This window comes from Herbaspirillum huttiense (genome assembly GCF_047300815.1).
Lineage (GTDB): Bacteria > Pseudomonadota > Gammaproteobacteria > Burkholderiales > Burkholderiaceae_D > Herbaspirillum > Herbaspirillum huttiense_A.
Genome location: NZ_CP178609.1, coordinates 319,393 through 343,000, shown reverse-complemented (window position 1 = coordinate 343,000; position 23,608 = coordinate 319,393). Strand labels below are relative to the sequence as shown.

The window sequence follows — 23,608 nt, the reverse complement described above, 5'->3', positions numbered from 1 at the left end:
ATGCAGCGATGGCCGAGCTGACGAAGACAGCCCCCGAACGGCGGGTCACTCCAAGTCGCCAGGATTACTGACGCAAAAAAATGGCGAAGGAATTAGATCGACGAACGTCGAGGGGGCCGGAATGGCGCAGGAAATACCGACTCCGGAACACGGGAAGCCAGTAAGGAAAAGATCAGGATGGTAGCTAACGCCCATACCTGCAGTGTCGCAGACATGGAGGCAGGAAGGGGCTGCCCGTGATCCGCAGCATGCAGCAATTGATGTTCTGCGCCGGTGAGAATGCCATGATCATCTTCGTCGGCATGCTGATCCATCAAGGAAACAAGTTTCCCATTCAGGGTGTGATCCAGATCATGATGAAGCCATTGCGTGCGCAAGTGCGCAATGCCAATGTTCGCAATAAAAATCGCGAGCATTAGTAAAGCAACACGTCGGCAGATGGTTCTTTTCATAAAATTGGATAAAGCACATTTTAAGTGCTGAATATTTCAAATTATCCGTTAAGGCCTGCTAGTTCTCAACCGTTATCAGGGGTAGAAAACATCCTTAATTTAATCCATTAGGATGTATTGCAACAAAAAATACAGGCTGAAGCATAGCACCAGCACAATGGTGATATAAGCGATTATCTTGAGCCATGTCATGGATGAGGCCAGTCACGATGATAGTCATCGATGACGTAATGGTGGCAATGACGCTTTCCGCCCCCAGCGAGATGCACATGCTCTTCATCTAAATCTGCATGCTCGTGCTCTATTTGCTCAGGATCAACAGCGGGCCATAGTTTTGCAGCGGCAATTACAGCCACTAGGGCAATCAAACCAAGGACGACAAATGTTAGCGACAAGCCGATACGCGCTCCGAGCCAGCCCGCAACCGGATAAGTAACTAGCCAGCAAGCGTGCGACAGTGCGAATTGCGCGGCAAACAGAGACGGCCGATCTTCCGCTGACGAGGATCGACGTAACAGTCGCCCGGACGGTGTCTGCGTCAAGGAGTAACCGATACCCAGCAACCCCCACAGTACTAGCATCCAATGATACGAGTCTACTGTACTACCCGCGAATAGGCCGATTATCAGTACCGAAGCACCGGATAACATCGCAGTACGATCAGAAATGCTTTTTAGGAGGCCCGGCAAGATAAAAGCGGCCGCCATCGAGCCTCCACCAAAAGCGGCGAGAGCCCAAGCAGTTTGCGTCTGCGTCAACCCGAACCTGGCCTGGACGTACACCACGGTGTTGACAATCACCATCGCGCTCGCCGCAGCAACAGCTAGATTGAGTGCCAGAAGGCCACGCAATCGGGGCGTAGCCAGGTAAGTCCGGAGGCCCTTGGTCGTGCGATCGTAGATGCCGCGGGGTGGTGATAGCTTTGCTTTTGGCAACACGACGGAGACCACTAGCAAAGCGGATCCGATGAATCCGATTGAAGTTCCCGCAAACAACATGTGAAAACTGATCACGCTCACTAGTGCAGCCGCTAGCATCGGACTGACGACACTTTCCAAGTCATAGGCCAGGCGCGACAGTGACAAGGCCTTGGTGTATTCGTCCTCCTCCGGCAACACATCAGGAATGGTGGCCTGGAAAGTCGGAGTGAAGGCAGCCGATGCCGACTGGAGCACAAAGATCAGGATGTATATCTGCCAAATCTGTGTAACGAATGGCAGCGAAATGGCCACAGCGGCGCGAATGAGATCAAGGGTCACCAAGGTAGTGCGTCGCGGCAGGCGTTCGGAAAACGCGGACGCGATCGGCGCCACGCCAATGTAGGCGATCATCTTGATCGCCAATGCAGTCCCGAGTACCGTGCCGGCTTTATCTCCTGCGAGGTCAAAAGCCAACAAGCCCAACGCAACTGTGGCAAGTCCCGTACCCACCAGCGCAATCACTTGCGCCAAGAATAAGTGGCGGTAACTGCGGTTTCGAAATACGGAAAACATGGTATTTCCTTCTTTAAGCCGGCAGTGCAATCCAGCCGTGATAGAACACATACAAGCCCACCATAATAATGACTGCGCTGGAGAAGTAAGGCGCCTTGCGGGCAAATGTACCGAAACCCGACCAGCGCTTGCTGACATGACGGATGCTCAGGGCTGCCACGATACCCGAGGCCACCATGGTCAGCGCCAGACCGATACTGAAGCACAGCACCAGGCCTGCGCCCAAGGAAACCTTCTTCAGCTGTAGGCACAGCAGCAGCACGGTAATAGCCGCCGGACACGGGATCAGGCCGCCGGTCAGGCCGAACATGACGATCTGGCCGGTGCTGATGTCCCTATTAGCGAACCGCCGCTTGATGTCGTTCGCGTGGGCTTGCTCGTGAGCATCCTGGTACGTCCCATCCGATACGTCCAGTCCATCATCGCCATGATCGTGGTGGTGATGCTCTTCATATTGGACGTCATAAATGTGGAAGTGACCGCCGTGCGACAGAAACACTTGTGCTTTGAACTCATGCGGCTCGGGAATCTCATCGATCGACTCCAGAAATGCTCCCTTGTCGACAAACTTGAAGGTCTGTTCGGTGCCATCTGGGCGAGTTGTGTGAATCTCGACGCCAGCGGCTGGCCAGCGATGCATGCCGTGCTCGGTCGATAACCGGAAGCGCGGCGGCACATTCTCTTCGAAGATATCGACACGCAGCATGCCATGGCCGGTATTGATCCACTTGGTCTCGTCGTGATGATGGCCATGCACCTCTTCACGTGCCTGCTGCCAAGTTCGGTACGCCATCCAAAGCGCCACGCCGATGATCAGTACGCCGGAGGCGACCTGGAAGTAAGGCTCCGACGATTCCGCGCTCCACTGACTGCCGAAGTACATGCCGGCTAAGGCGACCAGCCACACCACGGCCGTATGCGACAGCGTGGCAGAGATGCCCAACAGCACCGCCTGCGAGACGGTGCCGCGAATGGCCACAATGAAAGCAGCCATCATGGTTTTGGAGTGCCCTGGTTCCAGGCCGTGCAGCGCGCCCAGGAGAATAGCGCTGGGGATGAACAGCCAGATGTTGCCGGCGCCTTGCTGGAGCAGGCCTGCGATATCGATCATGGAGGTGCCTCAGAGGTATTTGGTGATTTCTTTGAATTCGCGTACCGCCTCGGCGGCGTCCTGGCCGTCTGACTGCATGGCGTGATCCAGGCAATGGCTGATGTGGTCGTGGATCAGAGTGCGCTTGGCATTGCCGACAGCGCTTTCGACGGCCTGCAACTGCTGGGCGACATCCAGGCAACTGCGTCCTGTTTCCATCATGGCAATAATGCTGCGCAGATGGCCTTCGGCCCGCTTCAGGCGTTTGATGATGTCGGAATGGGAGGCGTGGGTGCTCATCGCATATTTATCCTATCGGGGGGGATAGGATATCACGATTGCTAATCAGCACGATAGCAATGCCCTTAAAGTTAACTTTGTAATTTTCGTTACATGGTGTAGAGTTTTATACATGAATACTACATCGACACACTGGCACCTCCTCATTGCCAGCCTTCCCACCACCGGCGCCACCGCCCGCATGCGCCTTTGGCGGGCCATCAAGGCCCTGGGGTGCGTCCCGTTGCGCGACGGCGCCTATCTCCTTCCCGAACGCCCCGGGCATGCCGACACCTTGGCCGAACTGGTCGACCAAACCAATGCCGAAGGCGGCGAAGCCTGGCTAGTGAAGGTGGTTCCCCGGAACGCAGACGATGAACAGGCCTTCCTGGCACGGTTTGATCGTGCCAAGGAATATGGCGAATTTCTGGAAATGGTGGTGGAGGCCAAGAAGTCGCTGATGTCGCAAGCCACGGCGGATATCGCCAAGACGCTCAAGAAGCTGGCCAAGGAACGTGAAGCGATCGAGCGCATCGATTTTTTCCCCAATGAAGCGGCCCTGGCCGCCAATGCTGCCTGGGCCGATTTCGCCGAGAAGGCCGATGCGATCTTGTCGCCTGGCGAGCCGCAGCCGCAAGAACGGGACATTCCCTACTTGCAAATTCAGGATTACCAAAGGCGTACCTGGGCGACGCGACGCCATTTATGGGTGGATCGGGTGGCTAGCGCGTGGCTGATCCAGCGCTTCATCGATTCCAAGGCGGCCTTTTTGTGGCTGGACAGTCCTGCCAATTGCCCTGTGGATGCCTTGGGCTTCGATTTTAACGACGCCACGTTCACCCACGTTGGTAACAAGGTGACGTTTGAAGTGCTGGTCGCCAGCTTCCAACTCCCCTCGACGCCAGGCATGGCCAAACTGGCCGCCCTGGTGCATGCGCTCGATGCCGGTGGCGAGGCGCCGGCGGAAGCGGCCGGGTTCGAAGCGATCCTGACCGGTGCGCGTGCCCGTTTGGCCGACGATGATGCGTTTTTGGCGGAAGTCGGTTCCATCCTCGATTCTCTCTACGCTCATTGCAACAAGGAAACGCCATGAGTGCCATCGCAGAAAAAATACCGTACACCCTCTGGCAAATGGCGCTCTACATGCTGCGCCTGGGCACCCTAGGATTTGGCGGCCCGGTGGCCTTGGTCGGCTACATGCACCGCGACCTGGTCGAAGAGCGCAAGTGGATCAGCGATGCCGACTACAAGGAAGGGCTCGCCTTAGCGCAATTGGCACCGGGGCCGCTAGCGGCCCAACTGGAAATTTACCTGGGCTACGTCCACTACCGCATCTGGGGTGCCACCATCGCCGGACTCGCCTTCGTTCTGCCGTCGTTCTTCATGGTCGTGGCGCTGGGTTGGGCCTACATGCATTTTGGCGGCCTTAGCTGGATGCAAGCTGTGTTCTATGGGGGGTCGGTTCAGAAAACGGAAAATAAAGCACGCTAAGCCGTTGCCCGACATCCCAAAGGACGATGGCCCGGCTCAGTGAGAGCTAAGTCCGCCTGCGTACCTTCTCCACTGTGCAAATCCCTGCACTCTTTTGGAGAAGCATCATGTACCGCTACACCAGACTTTCCCTTCTAGCCGTCGCCATCGCTACAACCGGCGCGGTCGCCTACGCCGCCAATGGCGGTATGGGAAACGACGCAATGGCTATCGCCAAGGCCAAGATTCCGCTCACTCAGGCGGTCACCGTTGCCGAGCAGCACGCCAATGGCAAGGCGTCACGCGCCGAGTACGAGAACTCGAAGCAAGGCTGGGTCTATGACGTCGAAGTCGTCAGCGGGGCCAAGGTCTTCGATGTCCGGGTCGATGCCAACAAGGGCACGGTCATCTCGTCCGCCGAGGACAAGGCGGATCACGATGACGACCACGACAAGCGTGACTGAATTCCCGACAGCATGGCTGGATCGCCCACGTGTGAGGCGATCCAGCCCGGAGACCCTATGGAATCACTCAACCAAACATTGTTTCTCTGGCTTAACGCACCGGAGCACCCCAGCGCTTTGGCGCTGACGCTCGCCGTCTTTTTTGCCGAGCGGCTTATCTGGGCGATGCCGCTCGTGATAGGTATCGGCTGGCCGACTACACCGGCCCAAGCGAGCGGCGACGACAGTTCGAGCGGGAACTGATGTGACGCCAGCGCCGCGCTGGCCGCTGCATCCGGCTCCCAGAGAAGGCGAAGCCTTGTCTTCGTGGCTCAACCGCGTGGCCCTTTGCTATCACATGGAAGTGTCCGAGCTGCTGGAGCACGATCTTGGTCACGGCCAGGCTGATGACATGGATACCGCGCCACCACAGTCGCTGCTGACAATGCTCTCCCGGCGGAGCGGCATCGAGCTGGATCGGCTGCGTTGCATGAGTTTCGCCGGCTGGGTGCCTTGGTTACTGGACAGCCTTGATGATCAGATTCCTGACGCTTTAGAAACCTATACGTTCCAGCTCTCGGTGTTGCTGCCGAAACTCCGCCGTAGGACGCGATCTATCACGAGCTGGCGCGCCTGGCTGCCCAGCCAGCCATTACATCGCGCCTGTCCACTCTGCCTGAACGATCCGGCAAACCAAGCCGTATTACTTGCGTGGAAGCTGCCCCTGATGCTGAGCTGCCCGCTGCATGGGTGCTGGCTGGAATCGTATTGGGGCGTGCCTGGGCGGTTTCTCGGCTGGGAAAACGCCGACGCCGACCCACGCACGGCCAGCGACGCGATTGCGACGATGGACCGGCGTACCTGGCAGGCACTGACGACCGGCCATGTTGAGCTGCCGCGCCGACGCATCCACGCCGGATTGTGGTTTCGGCTGCTACGCACGCTGCTTGATGAGCTGAACACCCCGCTTTCGGCGTGCGGAACCTACGCGGGGTATCTCCGCCTGATCTGGGAACGCTGTGGGTATCCGCTGCGTGCTGGGCAAAGTCTGTGGCGACCGTATGAAACCCTGATCCTAGCAGTAGGGTTGCAGATGCTGGAGGCTGCGGCAACGGCAATCAGCTTGATCGAAGTGAGGGATATAAGCCCGCCTGGCGAGCATGCAAAGCTATTCTGGTCCGAGCCCCAAACCGAGTTCACCAGTGGCCTGCCGGCGAAAGCGCCGAAGCCCGAACCCGTCAATCACTGGCAACGTGCAGTCCAGGCCATCGATGAAGCCATCATTGAAGCGCGGCACAACCCCGAGACGGCACGCTCGCTGTTCGCGTTGGCTTCCTATGGTCGGCGCGACCCAGCTTCCCTGGAACGGTTGCGAGCCACCTTCGTGAAGGAAGGCATCCCGCCGGAATTCCTGTCACATTATGAGCCTGATGGACCCTTTGCATGCCTTAGACAGAATGACGGGTTAAGTGACAAATTTTAACGGCCTGAGCTTTCCGGCGCACACTGTCACATAATCGAACGTATACGTGACGGGTGAAAAGGTGCTGATCGGCTACATGCGGGTATCGAAGGCGGACGGATCCCAGTCCACCAATTTGCAACGCGATGCGCTCATCGCCGCTGGTGTGAGCCTTGCGCACCTTTACGAGGATCTGGCCTCGGGCAGGCGCGATGATCGCCCAGGGTTGGCTGCTTGCCTGAAGGCGCTTCGTGAAGGGGACACGCTGATCGTGTGGAAGCTCGATCGGCTTGGCCGTGATCTGCGCCACCTGATCAACACCGTGCACGACCTAACTGCGCGTAGCGTGGGCCTGAAGGTCCTGACCGGTCACGGTGCGGCGGTCGACACGACGACTGCCGCCGGCAAGCTTGTGTTCGGTATTTTTGCCGCGCTGGCCGAGTTCGAGCGTGAGTTGATTTCCGAGCGAACAGTCGCTGGACTTATCTCGGCGCGCGCTCGCGGCAGGAAAGGGGGGCGCCCCTTCAAGATGACCGCCGCCAAGCTACGCCTGGCGATGGCCAGCATGGGGCAACCGGAAACCAAGGTGGGCGATCTCTGCGAAGAACTCGGGATTACCCGGCAGACGCTCTACCGGCACGTGTCGCCCAAGGGCGAACTGCGGCCAGACGGCGTAAAGCTGCTCTCCCTCGGTTCAGCCGCATAAATGGAGGCGACCTGGAACGGGGCGCTGTTCAGTGCGGCAACGATCCGATTACCGGTGTCGACCCTCAAGAGCCGCTCAGAATTTCTGGCCCAGCGCCGGCAGTGCAGCGGTTGCGGTCAGTGAGATGCGCGCAGAGAAGGTCAGCTCTCGGCCAGAAGCAGACATTCGTTTTGCTATTTATATTCTATTGAGCCTAAATCCGGAGAATGGGGTTGTAAGCCGGAACCGCCGAAAATTCCGTCAGCCGATCAACGTGGCTTATCTCGCGCCCGGTCGATACGTTCCTGCATCGCCTGCATGACTTCTTCGTGAGTGTACAACTTGGCGTTGGGGTCGTTGGCTTCCCGTAGGGCTTCTTGGACCTCGCGGGTCATACGATCATAGTCCTCTGGCCACAGTACTTGCTCCATGCGCAGCGACGCCTGCCCCAGCAAGTGCAGCAGGCCGAACAGCCGCATGTCGTTGGTGGCGACGATGTGTTCCCGAATCCGCTCCTGAATGGCTTCACTGGCCTCATGCGCTTCGGGCGAAGCCGTGCCCTCGTAGTCGGCGGGGAACTCCACTTCCTCGGCAATTTGTGCCCATGCGCTGGCCAGCGCCTCGATGCTCGGCATGCTCATTTCCGTCGCTCCTGCGCTCTTTGGCGAATCAATCGGCCAAGAGGCCATGATGCGAAAACCAGCAGCATCACGCCTATCGGATACCAGGTCGAGAAGACCACCAAGGCATCGAAGGCTGGCCGTCCCGTGTTGGTCGGCAGAACAGTAGTCACGGCCATCAACCCGCCGACCGTCCAGATGATGCGCCACACGTAGGGCACCACGCGGGACACGTAGCCGTCATCGAAAGCGATCTGGTAGTAGCGGCGCAGGTTGCGCTGGGCAAGCGCCTGGCGCTGACGCTCCGACAGCGCATCCGTCCAGCCGTACCAGCGCCGGAATGGTGGCCAGCGCAGTAGTAAGGGCGTGAAGAGGATCATCACCGCCACGATGGCGACACCCCACGCCATGACGACACCGGCATCGGGCCGCTTGGCGTTCTCGATCACGGGCGCGAAGACGCCCGGAGCGCCGATCATCCAGAACAGCGCGATGTGCTGATGGAGGGAAAGCTTCACTTGCTCATCCACTTGCGCAGCAGGCGCTGTTTCAGGGAAGTGCGTTCCTGCGGGTTGCGTCCCTTGTGGTTGGCGATGCGATCCGCTGTGGCGGCCTGGCGCTTGAGGGGCCAGTAGGAACGGCCATCCTTGCCCATCGACCAAACGCTGCTGACCTGGTTTTCCAGCAGAGGCAGATGGGTGTTCAGGGCGTCCGGCGATGCGCTGGCCAGCGCCATGCGTTCGCGGGTGCGCCAGCGCTGATGCCAGAGCTTCTTGTCCTCGCGCTCGCTGCGGCAGGTCGTGTGCCCGACGATAGGTGTTTTGCGGCGGCTGCGGCTCATGATGTAGCTGTCTCCAAAAACATTCAGGACTGATCCCAGGCGTCGATGGTCAAGACCTGATCGGCAGGACAGGCCGCCACGCGGTCGGAATGCACTTCAACCTTTCCCATCCAGCCGGGCGGCTGCGCGTATTCCTCGCCCTCGTCGATGCCGAAAATCCAAACGCCATCCTTGGGCGGTTGGATGCCGCCGCCCTGGATCAGCGGCAGCACGTCGCCAGCACGGGCGGTATAGCGGTTCGGGTAGCCCCCTCCGGCGAGCTTGGTAGCCTTGCCAGCTTCCGCCAGGTGTTCAATCCAGCGGATACCCTCCGCGCCCGTCTCCCACTGCGCCAGGATGGCCGCACGGCGGGCGTCCTGGTCGGCGCGGTCGCGTTCCTCCGGGCTTTGCGTCGATACGACGATCCACCAGCCGATCATGCGTCACCGTCCATTCCGCCGTAGCACAAGCTGTCCGGGTACAGCGCCGTCAACCGTGACAGCGTTTCCTGTACCTCTTCCAGCTTGGTCATCATGGTGGACACCTGCTCATCCAGATCGCCGGCCAGCTCGAACAGGTCGGCCACTTGGCTGCGCGATCTCTCGTTGATAACCGCCATCGCCAGTTGATGCAGCTTCAGCAGGTCAGTACGAAGCTGGGGCGGCGTAGCGTATTCGCCATCGTTGAGGTCGTCGCGCAGCTCGTCCACGGCATCGACCGCGCGCAGCAGCGAATGCGTCTCGAAATTCTCCGGGGACAGCTTGTCCCATTCGTCGTCGGTGATACGCGCGGCCATTGGTGCCCCCGGTCAGGCGGTGGCGAGCGTCAGATGCCCGACTGGCTCGGCCGCCGGCCGCACCTTGATTTCGATGTCGTAGCCGAGACGGTTCAGGCAGTCCATCAGCTTGCGTTCGGACAGATTGGTGAAATCGCCGTGCATCATGCCCGACACCTTCGGTTGCGGGATGCCCATGCGCTTGGCCGCCGCCTGTTGTGTCAGGCCAAGGGCCCGCATCGCCTTCCTGATCTCGATCACCAGGCCGGTCTTGATCTTCAGTTTCTCGGCATCGGGCAGTCCCAGATCGGCAAAGACGTTGCCCGAGCTGCGTTGAACCTCGACGCCTTCAATGATTCGTTTTTGCATTTCGTAGCTCCTGTGCCAATGCCTCGGCCACCTTCAGCCGAGCGCGGATGATGTCCATGTCCACCTTGGGCGTGGCGATCCCGCTCTTGCTCTTCTTCTGGAAGCAGTGCAGGACAAACACCGCTTCCGCGAACTTCACCGTGTAGACCGCCCGATACGTGCCGCCGGCATCGTCTTCGACGACCTCCAGCACGCCGGCCCCGCCGAAGCCCTTGAGCACCTTCGCCGCGTCGTCCTGGTCGCCCATCTGGGCCAGCGACAGCGCGTAACCGAAACGCCGACGCACGTCAGGCGGCAACGCCATCAGATCCTTGTAGCTGCTCGCGATCCATTCGAGCGGTTTTTCTTTATCGACCATGGCGGCAGTTTATACCTGTTCAGGTAATACGGCAAGCACGACAGGCGCAAAGCAGGTGTCGCCAAACATTTGTTTTGCGACATATCTGCAACAGTCCTGTGCACCAACCTCCTGGTGGCCTCAAAATTGTGCGGAAAACTCTGTCGCCACGCGCTACCATACGGAAACCTATTTTCGATGGTTATCCGCCTATGTTGGTTGGCTACATGCGCGTTTCGTCGGATTCCGACCGCCAGAGCACGGACTTGCAGCGCGATGCGCTGCTCGCCGCCGGCGTCGATCCGCGTCACCTGTTCGAGGATCGCGCCTCCGGCGCGAAGGATGACCGCACCGGCTTGGCGCGGGCGCTCGAATTCGTCCGACCTGGCGATGTGCTGGTCGTGTGGAAGCTCGACCGCCTTGGTCGCTCGCTGTCGCACCTGCTCGCCATCGTGACCTCGCTCAAGGACAAGCGAGTGGCATTCCGCTCACTGACGGAGAACCTGGACACCACGACGCCCTCGGGCGAGTTCCTGTTTCAGGTGTTCGGTGCGCTCGCGCAGTATGAGCGCGCCTTGATCCAGGAGCGCGTCGTCGCCGGCCTGGCCTCCGCGCGCAAACGCGGCCGGATCGGCGGCCGGCCGCAGGCGATCACCGGCGAGAAGCTGGACGCCATCATCGCCGCGCTGGACGGCGGCATGTCCAAGGCGGCGGTATGCCGCAACTTCGGCGTCAAGCGAACCACGCTGATCGAGACCCTGGCACGGGTCGGTTGGATGGGCTCCCGTGGAGCGTCATCGCGATGACGACCAAGAGCGAACGATTGACCGTCCTGTCGGACGCCGAGCAGGAAGCCCTGTACAGCCTGCCGGATTTCGACGACACCCAGCGGCTGGAATACTTGGCGTTGACCGAAACCGAACTGGCGCTCGCCAGCAGCCGCCCCAGCCTCACCGCCCAGGTCTATTGCGTCTTGCAGATCGGCTACTTCAAGGCCAAGCACGCCTTCTTCCGCTTCGACTGGAACGAGGTCGAAGACGATTGCGCCTTCGTGCTGAGCCGCTACTTTCACGGCGAGACATTCGAGCGGAAAGAGATCACCAAGCACGAGCATTACGCCCAGCGCGAACGAATCGCCGACCTGTTCGGCTACCGGTCGTGGGCAGCCGACTTTTTGCCGCAGCTCGCGCAGCAGGCCGCGTTGATCGTGCGCCGCGACGTGACGCCCGGATTCGTGGCCACCGAGCTGATTGTCTGGCTCAACGAGCACAAAATCATCCGGCCCGGTTACACCACGCTGCAAGAACTGGTCAGCGAAGCCTTGTCCGCCGAGCGTCGGCGTTTGGGCGACCTGCTGGCGCAAGCGCTGGACGAATCCGCCAAGGCCGCGCTGGGTCAGCTTCTGGTGCGCGACGACACCCTGTCGCAACTGGCGGCGCTCAAGCAGGATGCCAAGGATTTCGGCTGGCGTCAGATGGCCCGCGAGCGCGAGAAGCGCGCTACGCTGGAGCCGCTGCACGGTATCGCGAAGGCGCTGCTGCCCAAGCTCGGCGTCTCGCAGCAAAACCTGCTGTACTACGCGAGCCTGGCGAATTTCTACACCGTCCACGACCTGCGCAACCTGAAGACCGATCAGACCCAACTCTACTTGCTGTGCTATGCCTGGGTGCGCTACCGGCAGCTCTCCGACAACCTGGTCGATGCGATGGCCTATCACATGAAGCAGTTGGAGGACGAAGGCAGTGCTGACGCAAAGCAGTCCTTTGCCGCTGAGCAGGCGCGCCGTCAGCAAGACACCCCGCAGGTCGGGCGCCTGCTTTCGCTCTACATCGACGACAGCGTGCCCGATCCCACGCCGTTCGGCGATGTGCGCCAGCGCGCCTACAAGATCATGCCGCGCGACACGCTGCAAACCACCGCGCAGCGCATGAGCGTGAAGCCGGTGAGCAAACTGGCGCTGCACTGGCAGGCGGTGGACGGCTTGGCCGAGCGTATCCGCCGCCATCTTCGGCCGCTATATGTCGCGCTCGACCTTGCCGGCACCGATCCGGATAGCCCGTGGCTCGCGGCGCTGGTCTGGGCCAAGGGCGTGTTCGCCAAACAGCAGCGCCTATCGCAACGGCCGCTCGCCGAATGCCCGGCGGCCACGCTGCCGAAACGCTTGCGGCCGTACCTGCTGACCTTCGATGCCGATGGCAAGCCGACGGGCCTGCACGCCGACCGCTACGAGTTCTGGCTGTACCGCCAGGTCAGGAAGCGCTTCCAGGCGGGGGAACTCTACCTCGACGACAGCTTGCAGCACCGTCATTTCTCCGACGAGCTGGTTTCGATGGACGACAAGGCCGACGCGCTGGCGCAGATGGACATCCCCTTCCTGCGGCAGTCGGTCGATGCCCAGCTCGATGCGCTGGCGGCCGAGCTGCACGCGCAATGGCTGGCATTCAACCGTGAGCTGAAACAGGGCAAGCTGACGCACCTGGAATACGACAAGGACACGCAGAAGCTGACTTGGCGCAAGCCCAAGGGCGAGAACCAGAAGGCCCGCGACAAGGCGTTCTACGAGCAACTGCCGTTCTGCGACGTGGCCGACGTGTTTCGCTTCGTCAACGGTCAGTGCCAATTCCTGTCGGCGCTGACGCCCTTGCAGCCGCGCTATGCGAAGAAGGTCGCCGACGGCGACAGCCTGATGGCGGTCATCATCGCGCAGGCGATGAACCACGGCAACCAGGTCATGGCGCGTACCAGCGACATCCCGTACCACGTGCTGGAGAGCGCCTACCAGCAGTACCTGCGCCACGCAACGCTGCACGCGGCCAACGACTGCATCAGCAACGCCATTGCCGCGCTGCCGATCTTCCCGTACTACTCGTTCGACCTCGATGCGCTGTACGGTGCGGTCGATGGCCAGAAATTCGGCGTCGAGCGGCCGACCGTCAAGGCGCGCTACTCGCGCAAATACTTCGGGCGTGGCAAGGGCGTAGTCGCCTACACGCTGTTGTGCAATCACGTGCCGCTCAACGGCTACCTGATCGGCGCGCACGACTACGAGGCCCATCACGTGTTCGACATCTGGTATCGCAACACCTCGGACATCGTGCCGACCGCGATCACCGGCGACATGCACAGCGTCAACAAGGCCAACTTTGCCATCCTGCACTGGTTCGGCCTGCGCTTCGAGCCGCGCTTTACCGACATGGAAGGCCAGTTGCAGGAACTGTATTGCGCCGACGATCCGGCGCTGTACGAGAAGTGCCTGATCCGGCCGGTCGGGAAAATCGACCGCGATCTCATCATCAGCGAAAAGCCGAACATCGACCAGATCGTCGCCACGCTCGGGCTGAAGGAGATGACGCAGGGCACGCTGATCCGCAAGCTGTGCACCTACACCGCGCAAAACCCGACGCGGCGCGCGGTGTTCGAGTTAGACAAGCTCATCCGCAGCATCTACACGCTGCGCTACCTGCGCGATCCTCAACTGGAGCGCAACGTGCACCGCTCGCAGAACCGCATCGAGTCCTACCACCAGCTACGTTCGACCATCGCCCAGGTTGGCGGCAAGAAGGAACTGACCGGGCGTACCGACATCGAGATCGAAATCAGCAACCAGTGCGCCAGACTGATCGCCAACGCGGTCATCTTTTACAACTCGGCCATCCTGTCACGGCTGCTGACGAAGTACGAGGCAGCCGGGAATAACAAAGCGCTGGCGCTCATCACCCAGATGTCGCCGGCGGCCTGGCGGCACATCCTGCTGAACGGGCATTACACCTTCCAGAGCGACGGCAAGATGATCGACCTGGACGCGCTCGTGGCGGGGCTGGAGTTGGGATGACGGAAATTTCGGCGGTTCCGGCTTACAACCCCAAGTACGTCAACAGCGGGAATAAGAAGCTGTACCAAGCCTACCGCCAGGCGTCACCGGAGGACCGAGAAAAGATTCTCGACCAGCTGGCGACCAGGTTCTATACCAGGTATCCCGAGCCGAATTTTGATCGGGAGCCGTTCACAGGTAAAAACCCATTCGCTCCAGATTACGGGTTCAAGCAGCCGAGCAGGAGCGGCAGCGAGCGACCTGACCGGGGCGAGCTGCGCAGTACACCAGGCCGCGCCGGGTATGACGGCCGCGCGATCGATCAGTTTGGCGGCCACCCGACGCGCGATCGCGCGCCGCTGGTGGCTGGAGACTTCGAGCAGAAACACAAACTCAACCAGGAGCAAGACCATGAGCCAGAACGATACGCTGGGAAAAACCGGGTCGGATACGAGTACGGATTCAAACGGCCTTCCGGCGACGCCGGCCGCGACACCCTCCAGGACCGCTCAGAACGCACCACAGGGCGCCGATCAGCTGAACTTGGTGGATATGGCCTCGGCGTGGCCGGACGAGGCCCAGGAGCCGCTGGAAGAGGCGGCAATAGAGCCTTCGCCAATCGTGCAGATCGGCAGTACGACACTCGCTCGCTTAGACAAGTCGAGCAGGCCCATAGCATCAACCGTCTGCGAAACGTGCCCGGCGGCCGTGTGGTACGCGCGCGGGAAGAAGGTTCAGTGCTATTGCCGCATCATGCACCTGATCAGTTGGGAAACGGGCGAAGCGAATCCGATCACGCTTTGCGACGGCCCCGCGATCGCAAGTCAGTAAGGGGCAGCGGCCGGGTTAACGATTCGGTCGTGAGCCAGGTCGCGCGAGACTTTACGGAACGGCAGCGGGCCGGCGGCGCCGGCAGGTTGCCTTTGTTCCAGGAGATCAAGCAGCAACTGGACGCCAACCGCTTGTTGGCCGAACTCTCGCGATCGCATGGGGTTTTGGTCGACAAGTACAAGGTGACATCGGCGCCGGACGGAAGCGCACGCATCCTGTGCGGGAATCGCCACCTAAACGTGTGCGACTTCATGACCAAGGAAATGCGTCTTCCGTGGGCGGAAGCGTCCACTATCCTGCAGCAATCCTACGGCCGTCAGGTCGACCGCCATCCCGGCATGGCGCCGCGGTTCCCGCCCGATCGTGCCTTGTGGCGCGCGTTCCAGGACCAACGGCGCGCACGTGGCGGCCTGCGTTCGCAGCTGGCGGCGCAGCTGGCCAGCGAGCGCGCCAGGCGCGAGGCGATACGACTTCGCTTGAGTGACGCCAGGTCGGCGGCGGCCGGTCTTCCGCCGGCACAGCGCAAGGCCGCGTTGTCGGTTGCGAAGATGGAATACGTCACGGCGGAATCGGCGCTTCGATCCGTAATCCGCCAAGAGCGGGCGCCGTTCCGGCTTCCGGTAGCGGACCAGTACCGGCAGTTCCTGCAGCAGCGCGCGCAGGCGGGCGAGGCGGCCGCGTTGGTCGAGCTACGGCGCCGATCGCGAAGCGCCTCCGCGCCGCTCGATCCCATTGTCGGGCAGATCCTGCCGGCCAAGGCAACTCAGGAGCCGAACGGCCTTTTCTATCGCGGCCGCGAGGTGCGCTTTCGTGTTCGGCAAAACGGTGACGTCATCTACTCGCTCGCCGGCAGGGTCATGATTGAGGACAAGGGCGAGAGCGTCAGGCTGCTACGGACTGAGCGTGTCGCGATCGAGGCCGCTCTACGGCTCGCGCAGGCAAAATTTGGGGACCGGCTCAAGCTGTCGGGACCGGCCGAATTCCAGGAGCGCGCAGCGCGCATCGCCGCCGAGGCAGGCTTGCATGTCCGGTTCGATAACAGGCGTGCCGAGCAGATCAGGGAGCAGCGCGCCGCCGAGCTGGCATCCCAGCGTGAGGCTGGCCGCCGGTTTGTCGAGCAGCAGAAAAACGAGAGTACGATTCCGGCGCGACAGCCGACACGAGCGAAGTCAGAAGCTCAAGAGCGCGATCGTGGCAATGTGAAACCAGGCAAGGAAGATAAGGACGTCGAGAGGTAGGCGAAGTTCAGCGACAAGTTAGGGCCAGCTGACCGATACAGCATTGTGTACTGATACCTTGCGGTAGAGAAGGCGATATGGCATGGCTGTTACATTTTGTGAATATTGTTCGTGCCATATTTTACTTTGAGCCAATTACGAAAATTTCGCGTCCGCGAAAATCGGACATTGTGATGCTGCAGTGGTGCCACGTCTCCGTTTGGTAGCTCTAATTTAGCAACAGACAGTCCCAAACGCTCTCCCTATGATGTCCGGGTAGCCAACGTCGTGCTTCCATCTGGAGAGAGAAGGTTATGAGCGTGCAACATACCGAACGTCGAGCCCCTGCATCTACGACTAGCGAGGGCGAAAGCCTCAGTGGGATCATCCGTCGCGCCTTACTCATCAAGTGCAGAACAGGCGTAGTAAGCGCAATCGAATACTTGAAAACTTGTTCGATAAATGCCGCGCTCATTGAGCGCGTTATGACCGACAACGGCATACGAGCAGAAGACAAGATCGCTCTTGAGACGTGCACGTTGCCTCTGTCGTTTTGACTGTGTACGCCTAGAACGTTTCTGTCTCCAATGTCTTGAGGAAAGACGAAAGCGGTGCGCGTTGTTCAGTGCCTTCGCGGTAGACGATGTAGAGTTCCTTTCTTGGAGGCTCTCCTGCGAAGGGAACGATCGAGAACAACTTAAGGCCGGCTTCGTTTGTAACCGACGCTTTCATTACGACCGAAATCCCCAACCCAGCCTGTACCGCTTGCTTGACTGCAGCCGTGCTACCAAGTTGTAGGGACACTCCGATTCGGTCCGCTGTCCCGCCGAGATAGCGTCGCAGCGTGCGTCCGGTACCAGATCCCGCCTCACCGCCGATCAACACTTGGTCTTCCAGCTGCTCTGGCCTTACGAAGTCCAGGCTTGCCCACGGATGGTCATTTGGAACGATCAGTACAAGCTCTTCGGTACGCCAAAGCTTGGCAGTAAAGCCTGGGCGCGAGTCCCAGGTTTCGACGACCGCGACATCGATATCGAAGGACTCCAGCGAACGAGCCACGGCATCGTTGTTGGCAATCGAAATGTTCAGCGGGAATCGGCAACTCTCCCTGTACTTTTTGATATACGGTTGAAGCAGATAGATCCCTGTGTTCGAGCTTGCACCAACGCCAAGCTCTTCCCTTTCAAAGAGGGTACTGGCCTTGTTTGCAAGGCGAACAAGGTCTTCGGCAACAGGGAAGAAGATGCGGCCTTCGGGCGTGAGCGAGCAACCGGCATTGCTGCGCTCGATCAACTTGGCATGCAAGTCCTCTTCGAGCTGCTTGACGTGCTGGGTTATGGCGGACTGAGATATGCCTATCCGCTTGGTGGCTTCTCGGAAGCCGCCAGCCTCTACCACGGCGAGGAAGCTCTGTACGCGCTCGATGCTGATCAATCCGTGCTCCTGGCGCCGAGGACGTCGTTGACCGCACCTTGCGGGCGGAAGCCTTCCAGCGCCTGCAAAATGTTGGTTGCAGCTTCGCGTTCGATTTTCATTCTGACGCTTTTTACGGCCGATCCAAGGTGTGGAGTGAACAGTGTAGGTAGCGTTGGGTCAAGTAGAGCAGCAGGAATCGATTGCGGCCGGTCTTGGCGTGTCCATTCTTCCATTTCGTAAACGTCGGCAGCGTATCCCGCCAAGTGGCCAGTGCGTAAGGCTTCAACCACAGCCAGTTCGTCGGCCACTGAGCCCCTGCACGTATTGATGAGGTAGGAACCCGACTTCATCTGCGCTAGCGTATTTTTATTGATTGTATGAAATGTCTCTGCCGTCATCGGCAGCATCGGTACTACATAGTCGCTGCTCGACAAAAGCTCGTCCAGGTCGACCTTGCGTGCATTGTAAGCGGACTCCAAATCTGCGGGCAGAGCGGTCTTGTCGGTGTACAGGACGTTGATGTCGAACGACGCAAGGCGCTTGGCGATAGCGCGGCCGACGGCGCCCATACCAATGATGCCGAGTGTTTTGTCGGTGAGGCCGCTACCGTAAAAGTCCGGCACCCAGCCCTTGTATTGTCCGGAGCGGATGTAGCGATCGCCAGGCAGGACATGGCGGGTTATTCCAAGCAGCAGACCAATCGTTAGCTCTGCAGTTGGAATGGTCAACAAGTCGGGGACGATCGTGAACCATATACCGCGCCGCGTGCATGCCTGAACGTCGAAGTTGTCGTAGCCTTTGAGTGCCGCTCCGACTACGCGAAGCTCAGGACAGGCTGCGAGAAACGCGTCGTCGATACTGTCCGGCATGAACACCATAATCCCTTGAGCATCCTTTGCCCTATCAAGGATCTCGGCGCGTGGGAGCGTGTCTTTCGTTAGGTTCGGGACGACCTCGGCAACCGATTCTAGTAGTTCAATGGTTTCCGGATGGGCCCAGTGGGTCAGTACGATCTTTGGTTTCAAGATTGGTTCCTTTTATAAATTTTCTAAGGCAGTAGGAACTAGGCGATATGTCGCCTTGCGGCCAGGTCGTCTATGTGCGTTGTTTCCGTGGTTTGGTATATCGCCCGGATCTTGTTGGCGATACCTCGATCGTTGGGATCATTGACGACATTGAGACTGATTCGTCCTTCCTTCAGCCCCACGATCCGATCGGCGACCTCGATGGCCAAGTCCACCTGATGAAGGCTGCAGAGGACGGCAACGTCGTCTTCCGCCGCTGCAGTTTTGAGGGCCTGTAAAGCCGCTAGCCCGGTTACCGGATCAAGGCTTGAAATCGGCTCATCGGCAATGATAATTTTGGGCTTCTGAGCCAATGCGCGAGCGATTGCGACGCGCTGTTGCTGGCCACCGGACAAGAGCTGTACAGGTACGTTGGCGAACTCCAACATGCCTACCTTCTCCAGGCATTCCAACGCAAGAAGTTTGTCCTCATGGCTAAAAGACCGGATGGCCACGCGCCAGGCCGGCGCGTCGGTCAAACGGGCTCCTAGCACGTTCTCGAACGCCGAAAAGCGCTTCACAAGATGCAGCTGCTGGAACACGTATCCGATCTTTTTGCGGATAAAGCGCAGCCGGTTGCCAGATGAATGATTGATGGGTTCACCCAGGGCGATGATAGAGCCGTCATCGATTGGTTCAAGGCCCGTAAGGCAGCGAAACAGTGTTGACTTGCCGGCGCCGCTTGTCCCGAGCAGGGCAACCATCGAGCCGCTTCGTACTTCGAAGTCGACGCTTCGGAGCACAGGCGACTTCCCGTACGTTTTGCTGACGTTTGCAATTTTTAGAGCGATGTCTTTCACGACACATACCTTTCAAACCCAGCTTGTAGGCTAGATTCCGTTAGCAGAAAGAGGAGTGTCAGAGCGCTTCACATGAAGGGCCATACTCCGTAATTTGTCGCTGATGTAATCGATGACGGCCACCATGATCAGGATCACGGCGAGTACAGTGATCATCTTGTTGAAGTTCAACAGATCCACAGTGTCTTTCAGCGTTTGGCCAATGCCGCCGGCACCGACAACACCCAGCACCGTTGAGGTACGCACGCTGAATTCCCATATGTAGAGCACGGCGGCGATAAGGTGGGGCATGACATCCGGGATCAGGCCGTAACGGATGATCTTGAGCTTGCCCGCACCGGTCAAAGCCAATGCGTCCAAGGGGCCTTGGTCAACCGGTTCGATCGCCTCAGCGAATAGTTTGCCGAGCGCACCAATCATGTGTGCGGCGATGGCCAGGACACCCGAGAACGGTCCAAAACCGACAGCCGCAACAAAAATTAGCGCGAAAACGAAGGTTTCGGTTCCTCGACTGGCATTGAGCATCATGCGCGCGAACCAGTAAACTACCGGACTTGGGGATGTGTTTCGGGCAGCTAAAAAGGCCAATGGCAGTGCGATCACGGCTGCAAAAATTGTGCCGATCGTCGCCATAGCGAGGGTTTCGCCTGCGGTCCGCAAAACAGTCGGCATGTCGCTCAGGTCGGGTGGGAACATTTGCAAGACGAATGACCAAAGACGGGGCGCACCTGCCACAAGGCGGTGCGGCTCAACGTGGCTCGCGTTCCACGCCAACCATATGCCGACCATAAGAACTACCGCCAGCGGTAGAGAGCGCTTGCGCTTCTGCAGGTCGCGCAGCTCGTGTGCGTCCAGCACGCTTTCCACTCGTTGATTCATCATTTCCTTTTTGCGCGCGAGAGTGTCATTGGATGGGCTCGTTGCGCGTGGCCCGAGAGGCATAACAACTGCCCCGCCAGGGCGGGGAAGTCTGCTCGCTTCAGTGTTAGTACGACGCATTGAGTCAGAGCTTGCCGACCGAACGGCCGGCGTCCTCGATGGTCTTATAGTCGCTGTCCTGCGACTTGACGAAGCCGTTGTAGCCCTTACCCATCATCGATTGCGCCTGGTCCTCGGACATCGACGTCAAGATGTCAACGATTCGCTTCTTCAGGGCTGGGTCAAAGTTCTTCGGCACGCAGATCGCGTCGTTCGGCAGCGGCTGCGATTCCCAAACGATCTTGGATTTGGCCGGGTTGATTTCGCCGGCCTCGATCATGCCGTTGCGGCCACGGTCCATGTCGGACGCCAGGTCGATGAGACCCTGTTGAATCTGCGCCTCGTTCTGGCCGAAGGTCGCGCCTTCACGGAACTGGAAATATGTCGTCGGATCGATGCCCACGCTCTTGAAGTACGACATCGGGATCAGCCAACCGGACGTATTGCCCTGGTCACTTAGCGAGAGCTTCATGCCCTTGGCGTCTTGGGGAAAGTTCTTGACCGGTAGGTCAGCGCGGGCAACGATCAGAGCCTTGTAGAAGGGCTTGCCCTTGTATTTCGCGGTAGCGATTACTTCGGTACCAGCCTTCTTGTGGGACAGCACATAGCCCCAGGGGCCGAGCCAGCCGACATCGACGTGCCCATTGGACATGGCCACCGAAATCGCTGCCCAACTTTCGGGAGAGACGATCTCATACGTGGCATTCAGCTGTCCGGCCAAGTACTTGAACATCGGCTCAAATTCCTTGATCGTCTCGGTGGCCGTAGGCCGCAGCGGAGCGATCGCAAAGCGCAGATGCAGCTTGCCGTTGATGACCTCGGCTGCATTAGCTGAGAGGGTTGCGCCCATCAGCGAGACGAGAAAAGCCGACGCGACGAGAGCGCGGCGCTTGTTGAACATGGCTAGCGGATTCATGTGCAGTCCTTTGGTTAGTAGTACTTCTGGGTAAGGGCGCGCTGGCTTTCGAAAATGCGATCGCCGTACTTCGAGAGCGGGTAAGGAACCGTGAGCGGAAGCCTTTCCATGCGGGGAAACACGGTCGACTGTCCGCTAACCATGAGGTTTTCGTAGTCCTGATAATTGCCGCATCCCAGGAGTGGCCAAGCGTCTGCAGCTGCGTATCCAATTAGGAGGAAGCGGCGCCGGATCACCGAGTGATTTGGACCTGAGCCGTGGAGCGTGCGGACATGGTGGAGGGTGACTGAACCGACCGGGCCGGTAAGAAGTTCAGCGTGCGTCGGATCGAGTCCGTCGTCCCAATTCGACCGTGAGATCGCGTGGCAGAATTCGCCGCTTTCGACGTTGCGATGATCGTAGATCTTGCCCTTGTGGGATCCCGGCAGACATGCCATGGCGCCGTTTTGTTCACTTGCCTCGTCCAGGAAGATGCCCAGGGTCAGGAAATTATCGTTGGTGTGGGGGTAGAACGCCCAGTCTTGGTGCCATTGGACCGGGGCGCCAGACGGCGGCTTGACGTTGATTTTGCTGTTGTGCAGGCGGATGTCGTCGCCCATAAATTCACGGAGGAGATCGACTACCTTCTTCGAGCGTACCAGGTCATTGATCGACTCGAAGTGCAAATGTGGATTCTCGACACGGCGCAAGAGCTGCGTAGTCTTACCGTCCTTCTTCTCGAACTGGAAAACGTCGTCGTCACCGTCACGCGAAGCGGACATCTCTTCGATCTGCCTGACGTCTTTCAAAATCTGGTTCATCTCGTCCTGCGAGAAGAAACTGTCGATTTTGGTGTATCCCTTTTCGAGATACTCGTTTCGTTGTGCACTGAACATGGTGTCGCCTTGTAAAGATCGCTTGAGGGAGCAACGCCACGATGGTCGCCCCGTTGGTGATCGCATTTTCATATCATTCTCGATGTTTGATATGAAAACTAATCATGCAAGGGATATTAGTTGCCTTTTATGACGCGGCGATGACAGATCATTTGCGATTGAGGAGGGTTGGCCGAGATTCAGGAAATTTCCTCCAAAAAATAGGCTAAGTGCCTGACCGTCAACGACTTTTGAGCATCAAAACTTCTCGCGTTACGCCGCCTCTTCCTTCTTCTTGAACGGGAAGCGGATGCGCGTGTTCATCGGCTCGACCGCTCGTTCGAGGTCCATCAGGTAGTCGCCGAAGCGGTTGATGTGGACCGTGCGGTACGGCGCGAGGCCCGCCAGCACCTCGGCAGTGATCTCGAACTCGCCCCGGTCGTGCATGTCTTTGGGTACCTTTGACATGCGGTGCACCGTGTTCAGGATGATCATGTTGGCCACCAGGTGGTTGTACTTGACCACCTTGCGCTGCTCGTGGCGCACGTTCTCGGCCATGATCCCCTCGCCGCCAAAGAAGGCCCAGCTGGCGAACTCGTGGAACTCCTCGGCCTTGTTGGTCTCCGCGTGGATGGTGCGGCGCAGTTCAGGGTCGTTGATGTAGCGCAGTAGGAACATCGTGCGAATCACGCGGCCCAACTCCCGGAACGCGAAGTACAGCTTGTTCTTGCGGCTGGCGCTGCCAGAACGTCCAACCGCTGTTCACAGGCCCGGCCATCGACTGGGACCTGATCGCCCGGCATTACGAGGACATGTTGCGGGTGGCGGTGTCGATCAAGGCCGGCATGGTCACGCCGTCGACGCTGCTGCGGCGCTTGGGAAGTGCGAGTCGCAAGAACAAGCTGTATTTCGCGTTCCGCGAGCTGGGACGCGTGATGCGCACGATGTTCCTGCTGCGCTACATCAACGACCCGGAGCTGCGTCGCACGATCCATGCCGAGACCAACAAGGCCGAGGAGTTCCACCAGTTCGCCGGCTGGGCGTTCTTCGGCGGGGAGGGGATCATGGCCGAGAACGTCCGTCACGAGCAGCGCAAGGTGGTCAAGTACAACCACCTGGTGGCCAACATGATCATCCTGAACAACGTGCACCGGATGTCAAAGGTGCTCAAGGACATGCAGGACAAGGGCTCCTTCGAGATCACGCAGGAGGTGCTCGCCGGACTGTCGCCGTACCGCACGATCCACATCAACCGCTTTGGCGACTACCTGATGGATCTGGAGCGAGCCGTCGAGCCCATGAACACGCGGATTCGCTTCGGGTTCAAGAAGACAGCCGCATAGCGAGCGAACTTTGAGGTCAAAAAGTCCCTGTCTCACAAGCACTTAGGTCGTTTTTTGGAGGAAATTTCCTGAATCTCGGCCAA

General features: G+C 59.3%; 25 protein-coding genes and 3 pseudogenes. 11 read left to right on the top strand and 17 right to left on the bottom strand.

Annotated features, from left to right (window positions below; translation table 11 throughout):
• Positions 1-236: 236 nt before the first annotated feature.
• Positions 237-419, top strand: a complete 183-nt coding sequence (locus ACLRDN_RS27000) for a hypothetical protein (RefSeq protein ID WP_050470049.1) — start codon at positions 237-239, stop codon at positions 417-419.
• A 221-nt stretch (positions 420-640) separates the two neighbouring features.
• On the opposite strand, the gene ACLRDN_RS26995 is transcribed toward ACLRDN_RS27000, so the two are convergent.
• Genes ACLRDN_RS26995 through ACLRDN_RS26985 form a run of 3 tightly spaced genes read right to left on the bottom strand, consistent with a single transcriptional unit; the run spans position 641 to position 3,335 of the window.
• On the bottom strand, positions 641-1,945 hold the full coding sequence (locus ACLRDN_RS26995; RefSeq protein ID WP_050470046.1) for an MFS transporter: 1,305 nt from the start codon (positions 1,943-1,945) through the stop codon (positions 641-643).
• A gap of 13 nt (positions 1,946-1,958) precedes the next feature.
• Positions 1,959-3,056, bottom strand: a complete 1,098-nt coding sequence (locus ACLRDN_RS26990) for a nickel/cobalt efflux transporter (protein WP_050470042.1) — start codon at positions 3,054-3,056, stop codon at positions 1,959-1,961.
• A 9-nt stretch (positions 3,057-3,065) separates the two neighbouring features.
• Positions 3,066-3,335, bottom strand: a complete 270-nt coding sequence (locus tag ACLRDN_RS26985) for a metal-sensing transcriptional repressor (protein ID WP_050470040.1) — start codon at positions 3,333-3,335, stop codon at positions 3,066-3,068.
• Between the two features lie 112 nt (positions 3,336-3,447).
• Between ACLRDN_RS26985 and ACLRDN_RS26980 the strand changes: the two genes are divergently transcribed.
• The 6 genes and pseudogenes from ACLRDN_RS26980 (at position 3,448) to ACLRDN_RS26955 (ending at position 7,395) form a co-directional block, all read left to right on the top strand.
• Positions 3,448-4,407 (top strand): chromate resistance protein ChrB domain-containing protein, encoded by a 960-nt coding sequence (locus ACLRDN_RS26980; protein ID WP_050470039.1) that lies wholly within the window; start codon positions 3,448-3,450, stop codon positions 4,405-4,407.
• Positions 4,404-4,769 (top strand): annotated as a pseudogene (locus ACLRDN_RS26975) (chromate transporter); the annotation flags it as partial. The gene ACLRDN_RS26980 and the pseudogene ACLRDN_RS26975, both read left to right, overlap by 4 nt.
• A gap of 143 nt (positions 4,770-4,912) precedes the next feature.
• Positions 4,913-5,248, top strand: coding sequence for a PepSY domain-containing protein (locus ACLRDN_RS26970; RefSeq protein WP_050470036.1), 336 nt, complete (start codon positions 4,913-4,915; stop codon positions 5,246-5,248).
• A 57-nt stretch (positions 5,249-5,305) separates the two neighbouring features.
• A complete protein-coding gene (locus tag ACLRDN_RS26965; RefSeq protein WP_050470034.1) occupies positions 5,306-5,491 on the top strand; it encodes a hypothetical protein in 186 nt (61 codons plus the stop codon).
• A 1-nt stretch (position 5,492) separates the two neighbouring features.
• Positions 5,493-6,710 (top strand): TniQ family protein, encoded by a 1,218-nt coding sequence (locus ACLRDN_RS26960; RefSeq protein ID WP_050470032.1) that lies wholly within the window; start codon positions 5,493-5,495, stop codon positions 6,708-6,710.
• Between the two features lie 61 nt (positions 6,711-6,771).
• Positions 6,772-7,395, top strand: coding sequence for a recombinase family protein (locus tag ACLRDN_RS26955; RefSeq protein ID WP_003155741.1), 624 nt, complete (start codon positions 6,772-6,774; stop codon positions 7,393-7,395).
• A gap of 248 nt (positions 7,396-7,643) precedes the next feature.
• Here the strand turns inward: ACLRDN_RS26955 and ACLRDN_RS26950 are convergent, their stop codons facing one another.
• Genes ACLRDN_RS26950 through ACLRDN_RS26920 form a run of 7 tightly spaced genes read right to left on the bottom strand, consistent with a single transcriptional unit; the run spans position 7,644 to position 10,316 of the window.
• Positions 7,644-8,015, bottom strand: coding sequence for a hypothetical protein (locus tag ACLRDN_RS26950; RefSeq protein ID WP_071040654.1), 372 nt, complete (start codon positions 8,013-8,015; stop codon positions 7,644-7,646).
• Positions 8,012-8,512 (bottom strand): transposase, encoded by a 501-nt coding sequence (locus ACLRDN_RS26945; RefSeq protein ID WP_071040855.1) that lies wholly within the window; start codon positions 8,510-8,512, stop codon positions 8,012-8,014. The genes ACLRDN_RS26950 and ACLRDN_RS26945 overlap by 4 nt, the downstream gene beginning before the upstream one ends.
• Entirely contained in the window at positions 8,509-8,835 is a 327-nt protein-coding gene (locus tag ACLRDN_RS26940) for a hypothetical protein (RefSeq protein ID WP_071040655.1), read from the bottom strand. The genes ACLRDN_RS26945 and ACLRDN_RS26940 overlap by 4 nt, the downstream gene beginning before the upstream one ends.
• 23 nt (positions 8,836-8,858) lie before the next feature.
• Positions 8,859-9,254 carry a hypothetical protein gene (locus ACLRDN_RS26935; RefSeq protein ID WP_071040656.1) on the bottom strand — a complete coding sequence of 132 codons (396 nt, stop codon included), beginning with the start codon at positions 9,252-9,254 and terminating at the stop codon, positions 8,859-8,861.
• Positions 9,251-9,610: a transposase gene (locus ACLRDN_RS26930; protein ID WP_071040657.1), complete on the bottom strand. Its 360-nt coding sequence runs from the start codon at positions 9,608-9,610 to the stop codon at positions 9,251-9,253. Before ACLRDN_RS26930 ends, ACLRDN_RS26935 begins: the two co-directional genes overlap by 4 nt.
• 12 nt (positions 9,611-9,622) lie before the next feature.
• Positions 9,623-9,958, bottom strand: coding sequence for a helix-turn-helix domain-containing protein (locus tag ACLRDN_RS26925; RefSeq protein ID WP_071040658.1), 336 nt, complete (start codon positions 9,956-9,958; stop codon positions 9,623-9,625).
• Positions 9,939-10,316: a type II toxin-antitoxin system RelE/ParE family toxin gene (locus ACLRDN_RS26920; RefSeq protein WP_071040659.1), complete on the bottom strand. Its 378-nt coding sequence runs from the start codon at positions 10,314-10,316 to the stop codon at positions 9,939-9,941. The genes ACLRDN_RS26925 and ACLRDN_RS26920 overlap by 20 nt, the downstream gene beginning before the upstream one ends.
• A gap of 191 nt (positions 10,317-10,507) precedes the next feature.
• On the opposite strand from ACLRDN_RS26920, the gene ACLRDN_RS26915 reads away from it, so the two are divergent.
• The 3 genes from ACLRDN_RS26915 to ACLRDN_RS26905 are packed head-to-tail and all read left to right on the top strand — an operon-like array spanning position 10,508 to position 16,175.
• The gene (locus ACLRDN_RS26915) at positions 10,508-11,101 is read left to right on the top strand and encodes a recombinase family protein (protein WP_071040660.1); all 594 of its coding nucleotides are present in this window, start codon (positions 10,508-10,510) and stop codon (positions 11,099-11,101) included.
• Complete coding sequence (locus ACLRDN_RS26910) at positions 11,098-14,127, top strand: Tn3 family transposase (protein ID WP_071040661.1); 3,030 nt, start codon at positions 11,098-11,100, stop codon at positions 14,125-14,127. The genes ACLRDN_RS26915 and ACLRDN_RS26910 overlap by 4 nt, the downstream gene beginning before the upstream one ends.
• A complete protein-coding gene (locus ACLRDN_RS26905) occupies positions 14,124-16,175 on the top strand; it encodes an LPD7 domain-containing protein (RefSeq protein WP_137884916.1) in 2,052 nt (683 codons plus the stop codon). The genes ACLRDN_RS26910 and ACLRDN_RS26905 overlap by 4 nt, the downstream gene beginning before the upstream one ends.
• Before the next feature lie 546 nt (positions 16,176-16,721).
• On the opposite strand, the gene ACLRDN_RS26900 is transcribed toward ACLRDN_RS26905, so the two are convergent.
• From ACLRDN_RS26900 to ACLRDN_RS26870, 7 genes and pseudogenes are all read right to left on the bottom strand, one after another.
• On the bottom strand, positions 16,722-17,588 hold the full coding sequence (locus tag ACLRDN_RS26900; protein WP_071040760.1) for a LysR family transcriptional regulator: 867 nt from the start codon (positions 17,586-17,588) through the stop codon (positions 16,722-16,724).
• Positions 17,585-18,595, bottom strand: coding sequence for a phosphonate dehydrogenase (locus ACLRDN_RS26895; RefSeq protein WP_071040761.1), 1,011 nt, complete (start codon positions 18,593-18,595; stop codon positions 17,585-17,587). Before ACLRDN_RS26895 ends, ACLRDN_RS26900 begins: the two co-directional genes overlap by 4 nt.
• Positions 18,596-18,633: 38 nt before the next feature.
• Positions 18,634-19,434 (bottom strand): phosphonate ABC transporter ATP-binding protein, encoded by an 801-nt coding sequence (locus tag ACLRDN_RS26890; protein WP_137884915.1) that lies wholly within the window; start codon positions 19,432-19,434, stop codon positions 18,634-18,636.
• A gap of 30 nt (positions 19,435-19,464) precedes the next feature.
• Positions 19,465-20,313 (bottom strand): phosphonate ABC transporter, permease protein PhnE, encoded by an 849-nt coding sequence (phnE, locus tag ACLRDN_RS26885; protein ID WP_071040762.1) that lies wholly within the window; start codon positions 20,311-20,313, stop codon positions 19,465-19,467.
• A 124-nt stretch (positions 20,314-20,437) separates the two neighbouring features.
• The gene (locus tag ACLRDN_RS26880) at positions 20,438-21,328 is read right to left on the bottom strand and encodes a phosphate/phosphite/phosphonate ABC transporter substrate-binding protein (protein WP_071040763.1); all 891 of its coding nucleotides are present in this window, start codon (positions 21,326-21,328) and stop codon (positions 20,438-20,440) included.
• Positions 21,329-21,342: 14 nt separating this feature from the next.
• Entirely contained in the window at positions 21,343-22,203 is an 861-nt protein-coding gene (locus ACLRDN_RS26875; protein WP_071040764.1) for a phytanoyl-CoA dioxygenase family protein, read from the bottom strand.
• 252 nt (positions 22,204-22,455) lie between these two features.
• Positions 22,456-22,944, bottom strand: a pseudogene (locus tag ACLRDN_RS26870) (Tn3 family transposase); the annotation flags it as partial.
• On the opposite strand from ACLRDN_RS26870, the pseudogene ACLRDN_RS26865 reads away from it, so the two are divergent.
• A pseudogene (locus ACLRDN_RS26865) lies at positions 22,926-23,525 on the top strand (Tn3 family transposase); the annotation flags it as partial. The pseudogenes ACLRDN_RS26870 and ACLRDN_RS26865 sit on opposite strands and share 19 nt — an antisense overlap.
• Between the last annotated feature and the right edge of the window lie 83 nt (positions 23,526-23,608).

Bases quoted from the DNA above. Each gene is read 5' to 3' on its own strand.
- ACLRDN_RS26965 (WP_050470034.1), top strand. From the start codon at position 5,306: ATGGAATCACTCAACCAAACATTGTTTCTCTGGCTTAACGCACCGGAG.
- ACLRDN_RS26930 (WP_071040657.1), bottom strand. From the start codon at position 9,610: ATGGCCGCGCGTATCACCGACGACGAATGGGACAAGCTGTCCCCGGAG.
- ACLRDN_RS26920 (WP_071040659.1), bottom strand. From the start codon at position 10,316: ATGGTCGATAAAGAAAAACCGCTCGAATGGATCGCGAGCAGCTACAAG.
- ACLRDN_RS26995 (WP_050470046.1), bottom strand. From the start codon at position 1,945: ATGTTTTCCGTATTTCGAAACCGCAGTTACCGCCACTTATTCTTGGCG.
- ACLRDN_RS26985 (WP_050470040.1), bottom strand. From the start codon at position 3,335: ATGAGCACCCACGCCTCCCATTCCGACATCATCAAACGCCTGAAGCGG.
- ACLRDN_RS26925 (WP_071040658.1), bottom strand. From the start codon at position 9,958: ATGCAAAAACGAATCATTGAAGGCGTCGAGGTTCAACGCAGCTCGGGC.
- ACLRDN_RS26905 (WP_137884916.1), top strand. From the start codon at position 14,124: ATGACGGAAATTTCGGCGGTTCCGGCTTACAACCCCAAGTACGTCAAC.
- ACLRDN_RS26880 (WP_071040763.1), bottom strand. From the start codon at position 21,328: ATGAATCCGCTAGCCATGTTCAACAAGCGCCGCGCTCTCGTCGCGTCG.
- ACLRDN_RS26970 (WP_050470036.1), top strand. From the start codon at position 4,913: ATGTACCGCTACACCAGACTTTCCCTTCTAGCCGTCGCCATCGCTACA.
- ACLRDN_RS26875 (WP_071040764.1), bottom strand. From the start codon at position 22,203: ATGTTCAGTGCACAACGAAACGAGTATCTCGAAAAGGGATACACCAAA.
- ACLRDN_RS26950 (WP_071040654.1), bottom strand. From the start codon at position 8,015: ATGAGCATGCCGAGCATCGAGGCGCTGGCCAGCGCATGGGCACAAATT.
- phnE (WP_071040762.1), bottom strand. From the start codon at position 20,313: ATGAATCAACGAGTGGAAAGCGTGCTGGACGCACACGAGCTGCGCGAC.
- ACLRDN_RS26990 (WP_050470042.1), bottom strand. From the start codon at position 3,056: ATGATCGATATCGCAGGCCTGCTCCAGCAAGGCGCCGGCAACATCTGG.
- ACLRDN_RS26980 (WP_050470039.1), top strand. From the start codon at position 3,448: ATGAATACTACATCGACACACTGGCACCTCCTCATTGCCAGCCTTCCC.
- ACLRDN_RS26935 (WP_071040656.1), bottom strand. From the start codon at position 9,254: ATGATCGGCTGGTGGATCGTCGTATCGACGCAAAGCCCGGAGGAACGC.
- ACLRDN_RS26940 (WP_071040655.1), bottom strand. From the start codon at position 8,835: ATGAGCCGCAGCCGCCGCAAAACACCTATCGTCGGGCACACGACCTGC.
- ACLRDN_RS26910 (WP_071040661.1), top strand. From the start codon at position 11,098: ATGACGACCAAGAGCGAACGATTGACCGTCCTGTCGGACGCCGAGCAG.
- ACLRDN_RS26915 (WP_071040660.1), top strand. From the start codon at position 10,508: ATGTTGGTTGGCTACATGCGCGTTTCGTCGGATTCCGACCGCCAGAGC.